This is a genomic window from Microcoleus sp. PH2017_12_PCY_D_A (assembly GCF_020738565.1).
In the GTDB taxonomy this organism is placed as follows: Bacteria; Cyanobacteriota; Cyanobacteriia; order Cyanobacteriales; family Microcoleaceae; genus Microcoleus.
Window position 1 is genome coordinate 59714 of record NZ_JAEQCI010000064.1, and the last position, 17034, is coordinate 76747.

General features: G+C 47.2%; 15 protein-coding genes. 3 read left to right on the plus strand and 12 right to left on the minus strand.

All coding sequences use genetic code 11. The annotated features are described in order from the left end of the window. Nucleotides 1–166 precede the first annotated feature (166 nt). From JGK39_RS19355 to JGK39_RS19385, 9 genes are all read right to left on the minus strand, one after another. A complete protein-coding gene (locus JGK39_RS19355) occupies nucleotides 167–1129 on the minus strand; it encodes a hybrid sensor histidine kinase/response regulator (RefSeq protein ID WP_293250447.1) in 963 nt (320 codons plus the stop codon). A 147-nt stretch (nucleotides 1130–1276) separates the two neighbouring features. Further along, complete coding sequence (locus tag JGK39_RS33655; protein WP_366048862.1) at nucleotides 1277–1357, minus strand: histidine kinase dimerization/phospho-acceptor domain-containing protein; 81 nt, start codon at nucleotides 1355–1357, stop codon at nucleotides 1277–1279. A 9-nt stretch (nucleotides 1358–1366) separates the two neighbouring features. Then, nucleotides 1367–2260 carry a response regulator gene (locus JGK39_RS19360; protein ID WP_293250450.1) on the minus strand — a complete coding sequence of 298 codons (894 nt, stop codon included), beginning with the start codon at nucleotides 2258–2260 and terminating at the stop codon, nucleotides 1367–1369. A gap of 7 nt (nucleotides 2261–2267) precedes the next feature. Beyond that, entirely contained in the window at nucleotides 2268–2990 is a 723-nt protein-coding gene (locus JGK39_RS19365; protein ID WP_293250453.1) for a chemotaxis protein CheB, read from the minus strand. Between the two features lie 97 nt (nucleotides 2991–3087). Continuing rightward, nucleotides 3088–3306, minus strand: coding sequence for a CheR family methyltransferase (locus JGK39_RS19370; RefSeq protein ID WP_366516000.1), 219 nt, complete (start codon nucleotides 3304–3306; stop codon nucleotides 3088–3090). Nucleotides 3307–3428: 122 nt separating this feature from the next. Then, on the minus strand, nucleotides 3429–3770 hold the full coding sequence (locus JGK39_RS19375; RefSeq protein ID WP_293296367.1) for a hypothetical protein: 342 nt from the start codon (nucleotides 3768–3770) through the stop codon (nucleotides 3429–3431). 199 nt (nucleotides 3771–3969) lie between these two features. Further along, a complete protein-coding gene (locus tag JGK39_RS19380; RefSeq protein ID WP_366048857.1) occupies nucleotides 3970–7362 on the minus strand; it encodes a response regulator in 3393 nt (1130 codons plus the stop codon). Between the two features lie 5 nt (nucleotides 7363–7367). Continuing rightward, complete coding sequence (locus tag JGK39_RS33660) at nucleotides 7368–8399, minus strand: HAMP domain-containing protein (RefSeq protein WP_366048856.1); 1032 nt, start codon at nucleotides 8397–8399, stop codon at nucleotides 7368–7370. A 326-nt stretch (nucleotides 8400–8725) separates the two neighbouring features. Then, the gene (locus tag JGK39_RS19385; protein WP_366048861.1) at nucleotides 8726–10798 is read right to left on the minus strand and encodes an FAD-dependent oxidoreductase; all 2073 of its coding nucleotides are present in this window, start codon (nucleotides 10796–10798) and stop codon (nucleotides 8726–8728) included. 162 nt (nucleotides 10799–10960) lie between these two features. Between JGK39_RS19385 and JGK39_RS19390 the strand changes: the two genes are divergently transcribed. The 3 genes from JGK39_RS19390 to JGK39_RS19400 all read left to right on the plus strand — a co-directional run bounded on the left by JGK39_RS19390 (nucleotide 10961) and on the right by JGK39_RS19400 (nucleotide 13419). Next, on the plus strand, nucleotides 10961–11473 hold the full coding sequence (locus JGK39_RS19390) for a hypothetical protein (RefSeq protein ID WP_293250462.1): 513 nt from the start codon (nucleotides 10961–10963) through the stop codon (nucleotides 11471–11473). An 88-nt stretch (nucleotides 11474–11561) separates the two neighbouring features. Then, the gene (locus JGK39_RS19395) at nucleotides 11562–12323 is read left to right on the plus strand and encodes an aldolase/citrate lyase family protein (RefSeq protein ID WP_293250465.1); all 762 of its coding nucleotides are present in this window, start codon (nucleotides 11562–11564) and stop codon (nucleotides 12321–12323) included. Nucleotides 12324–12750: 427 nt separating this feature from the next. Beyond that, nucleotides 12751–13419, plus strand: coding sequence for a 2OG-Fe dioxygenase family protein (locus JGK39_RS19400; RefSeq protein ID WP_293250468.1), 669 nt, complete (start codon nucleotides 12751–12753; stop codon nucleotides 13417–13419). A gap of 281 nt (nucleotides 13420–13700) precedes the next feature. Here the strand turns inward: JGK39_RS19400 and JGK39_RS19405 are convergent, their stop codons facing one another. From JGK39_RS19405 to JGK39_RS19415, 3 genes are all read right to left on the minus strand, one after another. Beyond that, nucleotides 13701–14114: a nuclear transport factor 2 family protein gene (locus JGK39_RS19405; protein WP_293250471.1), complete on the minus strand. Its 414-nt coding sequence runs from the start codon at nucleotides 14112–14114 to the stop codon at nucleotides 13701–13703. A 137-nt stretch (nucleotides 14115–14251) separates the two neighbouring features. Further along, the gene (locus JGK39_RS19410) at nucleotides 14252–15745 is read right to left on the minus strand and encodes a hypothetical protein (protein WP_293296366.1); all 1494 of its coding nucleotides are present in this window, start codon (nucleotides 15743–15745) and stop codon (nucleotides 14252–14254) included. Between the two features lie 395 nt (nucleotides 15746–16140). Further along, a complete protein-coding gene (locus JGK39_RS19415; RefSeq protein ID WP_293296364.1) occupies nucleotides 16141–16959 on the minus strand; it encodes a Uma2 family endonuclease in 819 nt (272 codons plus the stop codon). Between the last annotated feature and the right edge of the window lie 75 nt (nucleotides 16960–17034).

A 17034-nucleotide genomic window follows, 5' to 3' on the forward strand; every position in this document is an offset into this window, starting at 1 on the left:
CGGTAATCGACCGGACATCATATGACCCCGCCCCAAAACCGCTACCAACCCCCGCAGGAGAGTTGTGGATCTCCTAAAATTTTAGACTCCTGTTCCTGCTCCCTGATTCTCTGCGCTGCAAGTAAATCTAAAATCTAAAATCTAAAATCTAAAATCGACTGACTCGCTAAACGGTTTCCACCGCCGAGTCCGGGCGAGCCTCCGAACTCTGGCCTCCTAACTTGATTGGTTCAACAGCTTTTAGCCTCACCGGATTTCTGAGCATTCCTGCGAGGTTAGTAATTCCTGCAATTAACTGACTTACCTCAACAGGTTTAGATAAGTGCATCTGGAAACCAGCTTCCAGCGATTGTAGGCGCTCCGACTCTCTCGCGTAAGCCGTCAGGGCGATCGCAGGCATCTTTCCACCGCGGTGCACTTCCATTTCTCTCACCCGCGCGATCAGCTCATAGCCGTCTGCTTCCGGCATTCCAATGTCGCTCAGCAGCACATCCGGCCAAAAACTCTCCAGTGCAGCTAGAGCTAGAGCCACCGATGCTGCCGATCGCACCACAGCTCCTTCCTGTTCCAATAAAGCAATCATAAACTGCCGCGTGTCATCGTCATCATCCACCACCAGCAATTGCAAATTAGCCAGAGCTGGGAGAGCCTCTGTCGCCTCATTGAATTCAGAGAAATCATCAAAATCGCCTCCGCCCTGCTCCTGAGCAAGTGGCAGAGAAACCGTAAATTTCGCACCACCGCCCGCATTATTCTCTGCGCCCACCTTACCGCCGTGCTGTTCCACCAAGTGACGGACGATCGCCAATCCCAGCCCCAAACCCCCGTAAGATCTAGTTGTAGTGCTATCAGCTTGGCGGAAGCGATCGAAAACATAAGGCAGAAAATCAGGAGCAATACCAATTCCGCTATCAATTATCTGAATTTGGGCCTCATCGCCCACTAACTCCAACCGCACCTCTACTTTACCCTCTTCGTCCGTAAACTTAATCGCATTTGAAAGCAAATTCCAGACAACTTGCTGCAAGCGATCGATATCGCCTAGAACTTTACCGACATTTGGGCTGCATTCCCATTCTATGACAATTGATTTTGCGCTTGCCAGCGGTCGCAGAGAATCAATTGCCATCTCAATCACATATTCCAACTGAATCGGATGCAGATTTAAACTTAGTTTCCCGCGCCGAATCCGCGAAACATCTAAAATATCTTCAATGAGCTGCGCCTGAGATTTAGCATTGCGCTCAATTGTTTCTAGAGCTTTATCAATAGTTTCTCAGTCAAGCTTCTTAGAACGAAGCAGCCGAGACCAGCCGAGAATGGCATTTAAAGGAGTACGGAGTTCGTGGGAGAGAATAGCTAAAAATTAATCCTTCATCTGGTTAGCTCTCTCAGCTTCTTGCCGCGCCACTTGTTCGCGAATTAGTCGGCCGCGTTCGGACTCTGCTTGCTTGCGCTCTGTGACATCTATAACCGTGCCAACGTGACCGATCGGCTTTCCCAAATCCGAAAACATTGGCGACGACTGCAAGTTAATCCAACGCACAGTTTCCTCGTTATCAACTAATCGAAACTCCTTAGAATATTCCTGACCTTCTTTAATCCAAGCTAACCAATCTGCTACTACGCGATCGCGATCTTCAGGATGAACCCACCGCTGCCAAGCTGACGCCAAACTTTCCTCCAAAATTAACCCGGAAATCGCTTCACAGCGCGGATTCATGTAAGTACAGCGGCCTGCAACATCAGCTAAGTAAATTCCCAGCGGCGAACAAGCACACAAAGTGCGAAACCGCTCTTCACTTTTACTTAGTTCATGATTAACAGCAGCTAACTCTGTTGCTTGCCGCTTCACCTCGACTGTTTTTTGGAACAATTCCACAAAAACCTGCACCTTCGATGTCAATATGGACGGTTCCAACGGTTTGAAGAGGTAATCCACCGCACCCAGAGAATAACCTTTAAACACGTGGGTGTCATTACTGCTGAATGCTGTGATAAAAATAATCGGAGTCGATCGCGATCGATCTCTTGAGCGAATCAATGTAGCTGTCTCAAATCGATCCATTCCCGGCATCTGCACGTCCAGCAAAATTACCGCAAAATCTTGATTCAGCAGACATTTCAGAGCCTGGGCCCCCGAAGTTGCTTTGACTAAATTGTAATACGGCTTGTTCAAAATAGCTTCCAGAGCCACCAAATTTTCTGGGCGATCGTCCACCAGAAGGACATTTACTCGATCGGAGTGCTGCACGTTCATAAATTTTTTAATTTTTAATTGTTAGCAAATTAACTAAACACGGAGCGATTTTAGAGAGCGGTAAAATCCAGTCTACTTCAACATTTGCGATCGCGGACGCGGGCCTTGTCCCGCATAGAGCCGAATCAGGTTCCTCCACAAATGTCAATCCTCCCCCAGCCTTAATTTTTGCCAGCCCTTCACTGCCATCAGAACTAGCTCCTGTTAAAATTATGCCAATAACTTTCTCCCCAAAAGCATCAGCAGCAGACTCAAACAGCACATCGATAGAGGGCCGCGCGCGGCAGACAGGAGCCTCAGTTGATAGTGCAAATGTAGGAGAAACGCGATTTAGGATTGGGGATTTGGAATTGTCGATCGGCTCCACCGCGCTCCTCCATCCTGTAAAGTAATTTTCATCAACGCTAAACAAAGCCTCAGAGGGCGATTCTATCAGCAAGTGATAGTCAGCGGGAGCCAGGTAAATGCGTCCAGGGGCGATCGGCTCTTTATCTTGGGCCTCCGTGATTTGGAGAGAGCTTTGCTGCTGTAAAAAATCAGAAAGCCTATCCTGAGAACTCTTGTGGCGGTGTTGGACAATAACCACAGGCAAAGGAAAGCTTTGCGGCAAATCTGCCAGCAAAACCGTCAGAGCCTGTAGCCCTCCCAAAGACGTGCCAACCACCACAATTTCAAAATTGTTTTTATTTAATTTTTCGGTACAATTTATCGCTCCTTTCAATTGCTTCATAGTGTTTTTCATAAGGTGTAAAACTGATAGACTCCTGATGTCCTAATCCTAAAACTCCAAACATTCCCAAGCTCTCATAAAAAAGCTTGTGTACCCGCTATTGGAGGTATGAATTGAAATAAATCATCACATTGCGGCACAATATCGCATTAAATTCATTAAAAGAAGTATCCGTTGCTAGGTTGTGGTGAGCAAACACAATGTTATCTTTAAGCGAAGCACCAAAAATAGCATTTTCATAGGCAGCAGTGTAATACTCATAAAACGCTCTTTTGCCCCGGCTCGGTGGTAGAGTTGCGTATATTATTGAATTTATCTCACCGGAGAAGTACCAACTTTGGCTTGTTTAAAAACAAGTTCATTCATGTCAGTAGCGTAAATCCGACAGCGGTCATAAAGCCCTTATTCTTGCAGCAATATTGCCATTGAATAAACTTCTTATCCCGTCGAACATCCAGCGTGCCAAATGCGAATAAAAGGATAAGTACGCAGCAACGGCACCACTTTATTTCGGAAACTAATGTAAAAGCTCGGATCGCGAAACATCGTCGTTACATTGACAGAAATGTCCAGCAGGAAACGGTCTAGGTAAGCCCGATTGTGCAGTACCTTTTCCTGAATTCCAGAAACAGTGGTGAGCCGTTCCGAGCGAATAGTGTTCCAAATGCGCCGCTTGAGAGAAGCAAGAGCATAATTGCGAAAATCAAATCCGTAATGGCGAAATATTCCCTCTAGTAGGAGTTGAATTTCGATTGTTTCAAGTTCATGGGTTTCGGGCATTAGTAATTAGTAATTGGTAATTGGTCATATCACGTGCAGTCGATTACCATAACAAAAACGGTTCGTAGTGCGGACTTCAGTCCGCAGCCGGAGAGCGGACTGAAGTCCGCACTACGAACAGACAAGTATTCCATCTTCGGTCAATCCGTTACATCCGTTACATCCCGCACATTGCTCGCTGCCGAACTTCCTTCTTCCATTATCTATAAAGCCAAACACGCAGCAGCGAGAGCAACTGTTCCGTATCCACAGGTTTAGTAATGTAATCAGACGCCCCAGCTTCGATACATTTTTCCCGATCGCCCTTCATAGCCTTCGCAGTCAGAGCAATCATCGGCAGCGAAGCAAATTGAGGCATCTTGCGAATGGCTTGCATTGTTTCGTAACCGTCCATCTCCGGCATCATCACATCCATCAACACAATATTTATGTCAGGCGTATTTTGCAATTGAGCAATGCCCTCTCTGCCGTTTTCAGCAAACACAATTTGCATTTGATGGCGCTCCAGCATACTCGTGAGGGCGAAAATATTCCGCATATCGTCGTCAACAATCAAGACTTTTTTGCCCGCGAGCGTCGCATCTGTTTGATACAATTGCTCTAGCATTTGGCGCTTCGGTGCCGGCAAATTTGCTTGAACTCGGTGCAAGAACAAAGCAGTTTCATCTAACAAACGCTCGGGCGATCGCACATCTTTAACAATAATTGTTTCCGCCATGCGCTTGAGTTGAGTTTCCTCAGCTCTCGTCAGCTCTTTGCCCGTATAAATAATAATCGGCAGACTTTTCAAACTTGCGTCTTGCTTGATCTGCTCGATCAGTTCAAAACCAGTCATATCTGGCAGTCCCAAATCGAGTACGATGCAGTCAAAATTCCCCGCTCTCAAAGTTGCTAGCGCCTCTGCACCGCTCCCCACAGCCGTTGTAGAAACATCGCTATTGCCGATTAAATCCACAATACTGAGGCGCTGCGTTTCGTCGTCTTCCACAACCAGCAAATTCTTCACGGGGCGCTCCACAAAACCCTTAATATCAGTCAAAGCTTTGCTCAAAGCCTCGCGAGTGACAGGCTTTTGTAAGTACGCGATCGCCCCTAACTGCAAACTGCGCTGCCGCCCGTCTTCCACTGATACAATGTGAACCGGAATGTGGCGCGTACTTGGATCGTGTTTCAGGCGATCGAGAACTGTCCAGCCATCCATCACAGGCAAATTTAGATCCAGCATAATCGCAGTGGGTTTGAAGTCTCGCGCCATCGCCAAACCGACATCGCTCCGCAAAGCCACTAAACCTTTAAAACCCTGTTCCTGCGCCAGATCCAACAGAATGCGGGCGAAGTTGACATCATCCTCGACAATCAAAAGGATGCGATCGCCGCTCTGAATATTTTCGCGATCGTCAGAGATTGAAGGTGAAGGGTAAGGCGCGGGCAAATGGAAATTCGGCGCAGCAACAGCAGCAGAAATAGCAGGCGGTAGCTCAGCCCTTGGCTTGTCGCTTCCCGGTTCGCGATCGTTCATGATGCGGGATTCCTGGTAAGTTTGCGGCAGATAAAGCGTGAACCGACTACCCTCACCAGGGCGACTCGTCAACTTAATTTCGCCGCCCAACATATTAGCGATTTCTCTACTAATAGACAAACCCAAACCCGTACCCCCATATTTGCGGCTAGTGCTACCATCAGCTTGTTGGAAAGCCTCAAAAATAACCCGATGTTTTTCAGCAGAAATTCCAATCCCCGTATCGCTAACAGAAAAAGCCAAAACCCTAGGGGAACTCGTTAAACTTTCAATCTCTAAACTCCACCCTTCCCGCGCTACTTCCACACCCAACTTCACCTCACCCCGCTCTGTAAACTTAAACGCATTAGAGAGCAGATTCTTCAAAACTTGTTGCAGCCGTTTAGCATCAGTATAGAGACCTTTTGGCAGCGCAGCCTCAAGCTCTAATTGAAAACTCAACTTCTTATCCAAAGCGATTTGGCGGAAAGTGCGATCCAACTGCTCTCGCAAGTCCGCAAACAACACCTGCTCAATTTCCACGGACATCGTGCCCGATTCAATCTTAGCGAGATCCAAAATATCATTAATCAGCCCTAACAAATCATTTCCCGCCGAGTAAATAGTGCGCGTGTATTCAACTTGCTTAGAAGTCAAATTGCCATCAGTATTGTCAGAAAGCAAGTTCGCCAGAATCAACAGCGAATTCAGCGGAGTCCGCAACTCGTGAGACATATTTGCCAGAAACTCCGACTTATACTTAGAAGTGAGAGCCAACTGTTCGGCTCTTTCTTCCAGCAAGCCCCTCGCCTGTTCGATATCTCGATTTTTCCGCTCAACTTCCTTATTTTGCAGCGCCAGCAACTCAGCTTGTTCCTCTAATTCTTCATTCGTTTGTTGCAACTCTTCCTGCTGCTTCTTCAGCAGTTCCTCATTCGCCTGCTGCACCTGCGCTTGCTGTTCTAGCCGCTTGTTAGTATCCGTTAGTTCCTTTTGCTGAGTTTGCAACTCTTCTGCCAAAGATTGCGCCTGTTTCAGCAACTCTTCCGTCCGCATACTCGCCGCAATAGTATTTAAAACAATAGCAATACTTTCTGTAAGTTGGTCGAGAAACGTCAAGTGTATTTCGCTGAACCGGCGGAACGAAGCCAACTCAATTACTGCCGTCACTTGTCCCTCAAACAGTACGGGTAAAACCACCACATTCAGCGGCATAGATTCTCCCAGTCCCGAGCTAATTTTAACGTAATTGTCCGGCACTTCAGTCAACAAAATTCGTTCCTTTTCCAGGGCGCACTGTCCCACCAAACCTTCGCCCAAATTAAATTTATTTCCCAGATGCTTGCCTTCGCGGTAAGCGTAGGTACTTAACAGTTTGAGAAACGGATCGTGTTCGACAGCTTCCATCATAAATAAGACGCCGTGCTGAGCAGAAACCAGCGGCGTTAATTCTGATATAATTAGTTTATAAACCGTTTCTAAATCCCGCTGGCCTTGCAGCATTCGAGTGAACTTAGCGAGGTTTGTTTTCAGCCAATCTTGCTCAGTATTCTTCTGCGTAGTCTCCCGGAGATTGGCAATCATCTGGTTAATATTGTCCTTAACAATGGCAACTTCTCCTTCAGCGGCGACGGAAATCGACCTCGTTAAATCGCCTCTGGTAACAGCAATTGCCACTTCTGCGATCGCCCGCACCTGAGTAGTAAGATTAGCCGCCAATTCATTCACGTTATCCGTCAAATCTCGCCACGTCCCCGCCGCGGCCGGAACCTTCGCCTGACCCCCCAATTTCCCTTCAATTCCCACCTCCCGCGCCACCGTACTAACTTGATCCGTAAACGTCGCCAGCGTGTCGATCATCTCGTTAATCGTATCAGCCAGAGTCGCAATTTCTCCCTTAGCTTCCAGCATTAACTTCCGCTTCAAATCGCCATTCGCCACCGCCGTCACAACCTTAGCAATACCCCGCACTTGCGCCGTCAAATTCCCCGCCATCGAGTTTACGTTATCGGTTAAATCTTTCCAAGTTCCCGCAACTCCTTTCACCTCAGCTTGACCGCCCAATTTACCCTCAGTTCCCACCTCCCGCGCCACCCGCGTCACCTCAGAAGCAAAGGAATTAAGCCGATCACCATCACGTTAATAGTATCTTTCAACTCCAGAATTTCGCCCTTGACATCAACGGTAATTTTCTTAGACAAATCGCCCTTAGCCACCGCCTTCGTCACTTCCGCAATATTCCGCACCTGCGCCGTCAAATTCCCCGCCATCAAGTTAACATTGTCGGTTAAATCTTTCCAAGTTCCCCCGACACCCCGCACGTAAGCTTGCACGCCTAATTTACCTTCCGTCCCCACTTCCCTAGCAACTCTGGTTACTTCCGATGCGAAGGAACTCAACTGATCGACCATGATATTAATCGTGTTTTTCAGTTCGAGAATTTCGCCTTTGACATCTACAGTAATTTTTTTAGATAAATCGCCATTTGCTACAGCGGTTGTCACCTCGGCAATGTTGCGGACTTGGGCTGTTAAATTCCCGGCCATCGAGTTAACTGAATCCGTTAAATCTTTCCAGGTTCCTGCTACTCCTCTGACTTCAGCTTGCACGCCTAATTTGCCTTCGGTTCCTACTTCCCTAGCCACCCTGGTTACTTCCGAAGCAAAGGAGCTCAATTGGTCTACCATTGTGTTGACAATTTGGGCTGTTTGGAGAAATTCTCCTTTGAGGGGTCTGTCTTCTATTTCTAAGGCGATGGTTTGCGATAAATCTCCTTTTGCTACGGCCCGAATTACTCTGGCGGTTTCAGAGGTTGGTTGCACTAAATCTGTAATTAGGGTGTTGACTGAATTTACGCTAGCTGCCCAGGAACCTTCAGCGCTGCCGATGGTTGCCCGCTGGGAAATTTTGCCTTCTTTACCCACAACTGTGCCGATGCGATCGAGTTCGGCGGCCATTCTCTGATTGAGTTCGATAATGTCGTTAAGTTCGTCAGCAATTTTCCCGGCAAGACCGGTCTGGTCTATGGGCATCCTCACTGAAAAGTCCCCTTTTTTGACAGCTACTAAGGTTTTGAGTAACTGTTTGGCATAAATATTATTGGGATTGGCTGCGATCTGTGAAGTTGACATGACCGTTATCTTGGGGGAGTAGGAAGGGGTTTGGCGGCGATCGCCATTTGATAATGCAAAACATCTGGTTTCCTGTGCTGGTTCGCGCAGCAGCAACCTTAGCTTTAATCAGTTTTTGGGGATCGTATTGCTATTATTTGACTAAAGTAGTTGCTGAGTGCTTCTGTCAAAAGGTAGATGGCAAATTGGTCGGGGTCAGGTAATGTCCGCACTACGAACGGGTAATAAGTAAGGTTCGTAGTGCGGACTTCAGCCCGCAAAACGCTGCGGACTGAAGTCCGCACTACGAACGGTTTTTGTTATAGTAATCGACTTACCAAGTGCGATTATTTCCAGTTTTGCCACGAACTATTGAAGATAGAAGTACCCGGAAATGCGATCGGATTCTTATTTTGCTGCAACCGCAACTGCAACGCCTCCAAATTCGGTTCGCGGGAGGGCAATTCGTCCACCAATTCATAGGGTAAAATCCCATTTTCCAGGGAAAAAGCAGCCGTAACTCCCGCAGCCGCACCGGCAGACCATTCAAAAGAATGCACTCGATAAGCAGCAGCGGCTGTGTGGCTAACCGCAATACTTTTACCCGCCACTAACATATTGTCAATCTTTTGAGGAATCATTGCCCGCAGCGGAATTTGGAACGGATAAGCCGATCCTTGACCTTTGCGAGTGCCTTCGCGTTCGGTGTTTCCCGGCGCTTCCGGCGGGCTGTTGGTCATGCAGGGGTGAAAGTCGATCGCGTAATGACCGATACCCACACTATCAGGATAAATCGTCGCGCGCGATCGCGATTTTGTCTCCTCAACAGACTGAATTCCCACAGCCAAAGCCGGCGCATTCAAACCTCCCAAAGCCAGCCACAAATTGCGATACTCTGGTTCCGACAAATTCTGGCGGTAAAAATCTGTCTTAAAATCATTGCGAGACATATCAACTTCCCACACCGTAAAACCTTGAGGCTGAGTCAAAGTCGGCCGCCCAATAATCCGCCGCCCCTCGCGCATATAAGGATACTTAGAAAGTCCGTGCACCGTCCCCATCGGCGAATCCAACCCGCTCAAAAAGCGATTGTTGGGATAAGGCTTTTTCACTCCATTACCTAATTGTGAGTCAGTGGTTCCTGCTACCAGCCAATAGAAAAATCCTTGAGCATTTTCTTCGCCGCGGCGCAAAGTTTCCGTTCGCAAACCGCCCATCCAGCCCCCAGGTTGCAGTTGACCGTTTGCTGCCAATTGCGCTCTAGAATAAATTAAATTATCCTGAGCCGAACCGGGACGGTAATCATTCCCCCAAGTCCAGTTTTGCATGGAAATATCCCCCGGATAAATCGGGAATTGCTTCGGATCGGAAGGGCGCGGCTCATCCGGTCTCATGCTCCTAATTTGGCGGTAGCTGAAAACTAGCGGAAAACTCGCCAATCTAGCCAGTTCGTAACTGTAGTAAGGAGCGTATTGTTGATAGAAAGACGGCACTTGATGCTGCTGCGGTTCCTTCGTTGCCTCCATCGCAAAGGTGTAGGTAAAACCTTGGGTGCAGTAAGCGTCGCCGGTGGGGCTGGCGGAGGAAGGTTCGAGAGGGGAACGCGGGTCAATTCCGAGGCGGTAGGGAACATCGGCAAGTCCGATCAATTCGCCTGTTTCAGTCGCATCTATCACGAACCAATCCGCACCTCTCGGTTTTGATTTTGACTGGTTGGGCGGTTTGGAAGTAAACCTAATAATAGTTTTGTTAAATCGCGCCGAGTTTTCGTAGCGATAGGCGTCTTCGATAGTTTGAGACAGAGTTTCGGTGTTGATTGGCCTGGTGTTGGGGGCCGGTTTGTGTTGAATGGCGATCGCACTTTTAATTTGTTGGCCCCCAACCGCATTACCCGCCGAGGCCGGAGTAATTGCTAATTCTTTAATCACCGTATTCGGAAACCATTTCAGCTTACCATTGCCTCTTTCGGCCGCATCCTGCAAGATGTCAGATAGAATTTTGTGGCCGTTGTAGGGCATGAAACAAGAATAGCTAACCCAACAGCCGCCGGGATTTAGTCTCCCGTAATGTTCCTTAATTCGCTGCCGCAGTTCTAGGTAGCCGCGCGGGTAAAATAAGAGCGATCGCTGAGTGTCTCTTTCGTCTAGTGCCGAAGTTCCCTGGGAGGAAATTTGACCGCCCAGCCAGTCAGTAATTTCTGTGATGCAAACCGTGCGCCCCGCCAGCAAACCTTCGTAGGCGGTAGCAGCACCTGCAAGCCCGCCGCCTGCTACGAGAATGTCGCAAGTTTCCTCTTTGTCGGGATTGCGAGGAAGCGCGGCAAAGGCTGGGGTAATAGCCGAGAGGGAGGCAATTAGACTTAGGGTGAAGGTGACGAGCGATCGACCTTTGAGCGAAAATAGATACCGTCGCAGTTTCATCGGAGATTGTGGAATCAATTTAGACATAAGTCAAAAACACTCATCGCATCCAAATGTTTATTTTGCAGTATACTGGTATTTCGCGGTGCTGTCAGGGCAAACTTTTTTTTATATAAAAGGCATTAATACCATCAACAACTATAAAAAAGCAGAATAAACCTTATGCTTAAAATCGTCAAATTTTTGAGATCCTTGATTCCTTTTGAGAGTTTAACAATTACGACCAGTTTAACTTTTTCGGAAGTTTTGCAAAGGTTGGACGAAGTTGTCACTCCTCCCAAACTTTTTAGAATAACTCTACCCTTCGGCCCGCCACCTGCCAAACCTTATGAAGGAACAATTTCTGGCAATACCTTCAAAATCAATCGCATCATCACCGGGCGCAATTCATTTTTGCCAATTATCAAGGGAGAGATTTATTCTCAACCGTTTGGTTGTTCCATCAAAATTAAGATGAGTTTACATAACATAGTCATAGCATTTATGATTCTTTGGCTGTGGACAACTGGAAGTATTGGAATGTTTGCTTTATTTGCTTGGTTCGTAGAACCATCAGTGGGGCCAATATTTGTTCCCATCCTAGGAATGTTTTTATTCGGCTGGCTTTTGTGCTTGATTCCCTTTAGAATAGAAGCAAAGTCAGCTATAAGATTTATCTCAATCCTCTTAACATAAAGTAACTTGGAGGGGGAATTTTTGAGCTATAAAACATAAAATAATCCGCGTTTATCCGCGTTCATCTGCGGTTAAAAAATCCAAACTTATGCGTCAAAACGAACTCAAACAAAAAATCAAACAAGGCGAAACAGTCCTCGGCTTATTCATGAACTGCGCCTATCCCGCATTCATCGAAATCTGCGGTCACGCTGGATTTGATTTTGCCGTCATCGATATGGAACACGGCCCCTTACATCCGCTTGCTGCTGAAGATTTGTGCCGCGCCGCCGACTGCGCCGGCATTGCACCCATCGTCCGCGTCCGCAAAAACGACGGGCCGCAAATTCAACGAGCTCTCGACATCGGCAGCGCAGGGGTTCAAATACCTCAAATTGAAAGCAAAATCGATGCCGAAATTGCTGTAAAAAGCGCTAAATACAGTCCTCTGGGCGCGCGGGGCCTTTCCTTCGCTACGCGGGCGGGACTTTATACTGCCGCAGGTACAAATATCACTGACAAACTCAACGAAGAATCTTTAGTTGTGGTTCATGTCGAAGGTAAAGGCGGCATCGACAACTTGGCGGAAATTGTGACTGTCCCTCATATTGATGTGATTTTTTTGGGGCCTTACGATCTGTCACAGTCGATCGGCATTCCGGGCCAAGTTCGCGATCGCCGAGTCATCGACATGATGCAGGAAGCAGTGCAAACCATCCGCAAAGCAGGGAAAGCGGCGGGTACTTTTGCCGAAAACCCCGAAATCGCCAAGCAGTGGATGGATGCTGGCGTTCAGTACGTTGCAGTTGGGGTCGATGTTGCCGTCTTCCTGCGGGCCTGTCAGTCCCTAGTCAAAGCAGTGCGCAGTTAATGTCATTTATCAAAAATTGCGCTACAAAACAAGTTTTTGGTTTGTTTCCACAGGCCTCTGAAGGTGCGTCGGGAGCATCTCAGTTTTGCAATAAACATTTTTTAAAGAGCGGACTGAAGTCCGTACTACGAACCTTTTTTGAGCGGAACGACAGCACTGTAAATGCTTCCATTAGATTGTCGATTTAATGCAAGGGATTGTTAATGGCGACACACCCTACAAATACTCTTCCCTCTGCCTTCTTACCTAGAGCATCCATCCGTTACATCCGTTACACAATCCGTTGCCGAACTTCCTTCTTTACGATATCTTTGCAAATTTTGTAATATTTTTTACGACACATTCAAAAAACCTGAGCTAGAGTAGAAGCATACACCTCCTCAAGGCAAAACTTAGGAGGGGAGCAAGGCTTAACGGAGAATAATCCATGAAAACCGTATTAGAATCCATTCATTTGGACTATGCTTTCATGTTTACTTTCAAAAAGGTAAACTCGATTAAGCTAGAAGGTTTCAAGCCATTTTTTAACGATATGCCTGTCGATCCTTATATTAAAGGCAAGTATCGTTCCAGAAGATTGTCGCGGTTTGTCGTGAACGGGAATGAGTTAGTTAAGTTGCCTCACGGCTATTTGTTTCAAAGTAAAGAGTACAATCCGGTGGTGGGGGACATCCGGCGGGAATTTGCTGAATTGGACGATCGGCTCATCGCCCTCGATAATTTCAAACAACTGATTTTTGCCTTCTTCGACTCCTGCAAAATTCACCCAGAAGCCGAAATCGGAGTGCATCAAATCAGGACGAGTTGTTCGCCGCACAATTTCGGCAACCCCGCACCGGAAGGCATTCACCAAGACGGTACTGATTTTATCGGGATTTTCTCGGTCGATCGCACTAATATTGTGGGCGGGGAAACGCATTTGTATTTGGCGAAAAAAGAGAAGCCTGTTTTTAATAAAATTCTGCATCCGGGGGAATTGCTGTTGGTGAATGACCACGAGTTTTTCCACTTTACTACGCCGATTAAACCGGAAGTGGAAGGGGTGGGAACTAGGGATGTTTTTGTGATCACTTCTCCTAGTTTGCTTACCGATTGAGGAAGTTAGAAAATTTAGCGTCTTTCCTTCGATCGTTCGGACTTTAGTCCTCTCTCTAGCGTTTAGTTAATCAGGACTAAAGTCCTTACTACAAACCTATCCTTCGATCGTTCGGACTTTAGTNNNTTAGTCCTCTCTCTAGCGTTTAGTTAATCAGGACTAAAGTCCTTACTACAAACCTATCCTTCGATCGTTCGGACTTTAGTCCTCTCTCTAGCGTTTAGTCAATCAGGACTAAAGTCCTTACTACAAACCTGCGCCTACAAACTCACAAATAACTTCTATCTAAACTTCCGTTCAGACTCTTGAATTGGAACATCGTTGATGCTGGCTTCACGTCTTCGCATTAACCCATTTTCTGCAAATTCCCACTGTTCGTTTCCGTAGGCGCGATACCAATAGCCCGAATCATCGTGCCATTCATACTCGAAACGAACAGAAATTCGATTGTCTGTAAAACTCCACAGTTCTTTCTTTAAACGGTAATCTAGTTCTTTTGCCCATTTTCGTGTTAAGAAAGCTTTGATTTGTTCCCGTCCGCTGAAGAATTCGGCGCGGTTTCTCCACTGAGAATCTTCTGTATAAGCTAGGGCTACTCGTTCTGGATCGCGACTATTCCAGGCATCTTCGGCGGCTTGAACTTTGGCTTTTGCTGTTTCCAGCGTAAAGGGCGGTAGAGGTGGTTTGGTTTCCATAAGCTTTGTGGTTTGTGACTAGAAGGAAGGTGCGTCAGACTTACGATTTGTGCGAAATAATTGGGATTGCCCTAGTATAGAACTCGAATCGCGCTCTTTCCCAATCCAAAATCTAAAATCTAAAATCTAAAATTGCACTAAGTTCCTGCTTTTAATTTCAGCATATTTTTCTGAAATCTCCTCAGCAGAAATGCCAGAAACAGCCATTGAGCAAGGATTCCCAATCCCACAAAAGATATTGCTGTTGGTTTGTCGAACTGCCAAAACCCATAGCCGAATAGCGTCCAAAGTGCGGCGGTTGCAGGAATGCGATCGGGCATGAGTTCCCAAGATCGGAGCATTAGGGGAGCAGCGATCGACCAAATGCTCAATCCACAGATCGCCCACGCCATTGGATTGCGAATTTTCGTCGCACAAACTTGTTGGACGAAGGTGGCGTAAATTAAGATCGTATTCGTCGTACATAGAACTAAAAAACCTGTTTCTACAAGTTTTTTAGTGCCGATACTTATCCAAAATACCCAAGGTACTAACAGCGCACTTGCTACGAGTAGATGGATAACAACAGCCAGCAACAGAGGGCTTCGATCGGACCAAATTAAGCTTTGCCAGCCCGGAGAATCGTAGCGTACCCACTCTAATAAAGCTTGGCGTTGAGGGCAGATCGCCAACATTAAAACCAGCAGCAGGATAACGGTCAAAACGTACATAAAGATAGCTGACAATGTGGCGTTATTGGCATCCACCAAGCTTGCGGGTAGGAAAAAGCCTAGAGCGAGAATTTCTACACCAGCTAAAATGGCATAACTTTGCCGTTTGCCGATCGCAGTCGATCGAGGTTTGTTGAAATTCCGCAACAATATTCGCCACAGCACAAACGCAGTAGTGCCTAACACCGCTAAACTAAAAGTGTGAGATACCAAACCTATGTTGTTAATCGGGAGCAAAAACCACGAAACAACAGGATGTTGGTGTCCGAATATTTCTGAATTCGCCAACAGCGGCCGCCATGTGATGGCGGTGTTCCAGCTCATGTACAATGGCGCGATCGCGCAACAGGCGATCGCCGCAATTCCAAAGGCTGTTGCCTCTGGTGGGTTCCCCATTCTCTGTGTTTCACTTAGCAGCCCGCAGAGCATCACTGCGCTGTAGCAGATAGCACATCCCAGCGGGAGCATCAGATAGACGCTGGCAATCAGGGGCAGCGAAACCCCCGCTTGCAAGCCGGCCAAGCAGTGCAGGGGAACCATCAGCCCTAAGAAAATATACAGCAGTACGGGAACGCCCAGCATTTTACCCAGCAGAATCTGCCACGCCGGACACGGACTCAGGCGAATAAAATTGAAAGTTCCCCGTTTCTGTTCCTGTCCGATGTCATTGACAATCCAATAACTGCCGAGGGTAAATGTCACGTAGGGGAGCATCCAAGTGATGATTTGCCACAAGCGCAGCCAGCCGATTTCTGGGACGGAGCCGGAATTTGACGAGATAATCAGCAGTAAAATAATTTGGAAGATGACCGAACACGAGACCGCTGCAATGACTGTTTGGGGTTTGAGTCTACCGCGAAGTTCCCGCAGCAGTTGCGGATTCCAGTTACCTAAACGATCGATCAAAACTGAGTTTGTCATCGGGGAATAGATAGATAGGATTGTTGACTGTTTCTGTTCGCTCTCAAGCTCGGTCTTGGACGCATCAACCTCAAAGAAACCGGGTTTTTTACCTAATGTGGGTGAGAGCGAATAATTATCGTGAAAAAACCCGGTTTCTAGCCACCAAAGCTGTTTGCTGGTAGCTGAGTTCGATCGAAATATCTTCTAGTTTTTATATAACCGAGGAAAATTCAGCAATTGTTCATCCTTGTTCGGGGAACGATCGCACTAACTCTGCTGTCTGTTCCTCAGTCCCGGTAAAACCAATTCAAACTTTTTCGGCTTTTGAGTTGTTTGGCGGCCAAATTTCGCAATCTGTCGCCAGAAATGACGATCGCACGCTCAGTATAACTCCGAGGCCATCAGATTCGATCTCAATCCTCAGCATCGATCTCGATGCCCATTGCTCGCAGTCGATCGGCTAACTGAGCGGCTTTTCGTTCTGCTTGTTCGGCTTTTCGCTCTGCTTGTTCGGCTTTTCGCTCTGCTTGTTCGACTCTAGCCCGCTCAATTTCAACTTGTTCGGAGCCAATTAACAGCAAATTCCCCTGGGAATCCCACCACCGCAGCCAAAGCATTTCTTGATTTTGATAACTTCCCTGCCAAAGTCCCAATTCTACATCTAATAAAGGAATGGGATAGTGACCGCGTTCGTTTGGCTCGATCCTGCGATAGACAAAATCTATCAGGTGATAGACTTCTAAATTGCCCGTTTTAATTTCATAAATGCCGTAGTAAGGAATGCGGATAATTCTTTCGTAAACCCAAAACTTACCCGGTTTAGTCGTTGTACCGTCAGCGGCCACAGCAAGCGGAGTGCGATCGCGCTCTTCATCTCCATTCCCGCTAGCAAACTCTAAAGCAATGAACGGAGCCATGTGTTCCCGCCAAAGTACATAAGAACGGCGATAACCGTCGATTGTTGGCGGTACGTTGGGTACGTAAAACCAATCCGGTGCTTCTGCGCCTCGCTCTGGCGGGTCAGTTTCTCGCCAGTAAATGCCGCAATCTTGCCCGATCGCATATTGTCCGTCTGGATGCAGCCGCTCTACAACCGGCCCGATCGAATCTGTCAGAATGATACTCTGGGGATGCTCCTGAAAATTCTTCACAAAGGTACCGTCTTCCTCTGGCAGTTGGGTATGATCTGGGAATGCAGGAGGCAAACCTGTAGCAGTTTTTGTCTCGTTCATCGTCGTTTCCCGTGCAGTTATTGTTCATTGTACTGCGAAATTTTAGAGCAATCTAATTTGAAACTTTAGCTAATA

What these genes read in the sequence shown, in the direction of transcription:
- JGK39_RS19375 (WP_293296367.1), bottom strand. Translation starts at nt 3,770, where the DNA reads ATGCCCGAAACCCATGAACTTGAAACAATCGAAATTCAACTCCTACTA.
- JGK39_RS19410 (WP_293296366.1), bottom strand. Translation starts at nt 15,745, where the DNA reads ATGACAAACTCAGTTTTGATCGATCGTTTAGGTAACTGGAATCCGCAA.
- JGK39_RS19385 (WP_366048861.1), bottom strand. Translation starts at nt 10,798, where the DNA reads ATGAAACTGCGACGGTATCTATTTTCGCTCAAAGGTCGATCGCTCGTC.
- JGK39_RS19415 (WP_293296364.1), bottom strand. Translation starts at nt 16,959, where the DNA reads ATGAACGAGACAAAAACTGCTACAGGTTTGCCTCCTGCATTCCCAGAT.
- JGK39_RS19355 (WP_293250447.1), bottom strand. Translation starts at nt 1,129, where the DNA reads ATGGCAATTGATTCTCTGCGACCGCTGGCAAGCGCAAAATCAATTGTC.
- JGK39_RS33660 (WP_366048856.1), bottom strand. Translation starts at nt 8,399, where the DNA reads ATGTCAACTTCACAGATCGCAGCCAATCCCAATAATATTTATGCCAAA.
- JGK39_RS19405 (WP_293250471.1), bottom strand. Translation starts at nt 14,114, where the DNA reads ATGGAAACCAAACCACCTCTACCGCCCTTTACGCTGGAAACAGCAAAA.
- JGK39_RS19390 (WP_293250462.1), top strand. Translation starts at nt 10,961, where the DNA reads ATGCTTAAAATCGTCAAATTTTTGAGATCCTTGATTCCTTTTGAGAGT.
- JGK39_RS19360 (WP_293250450.1), bottom strand. Translation starts at nt 2,260, where the DNA reads ATGAACGTGCAGCACTCCGATCGAGTAAATGTCCTTCTGGTGGACGAT.
- JGK39_RS19365 (WP_293250453.1), bottom strand. Translation starts at nt 2,990, where the DNA reads ATGAAGCAATTGAAAGGAGCGATAAATTGTACCGAAAAATTAAATAAA.
- JGK39_RS19395 (WP_293250465.1), top strand. Translation starts at nt 11,562, where the DNA reads ATGCGTCAAAACGAACTCAAACAAAAAATCAAACAAGGCGAAACAGTC.
- JGK39_RS19400 (WP_293250468.1), top strand. Translation starts at nt 12,751, where the DNA reads ATGAAAACCGTATTAGAATCCATTCATTTGGACTATGCTTTCATGTTT.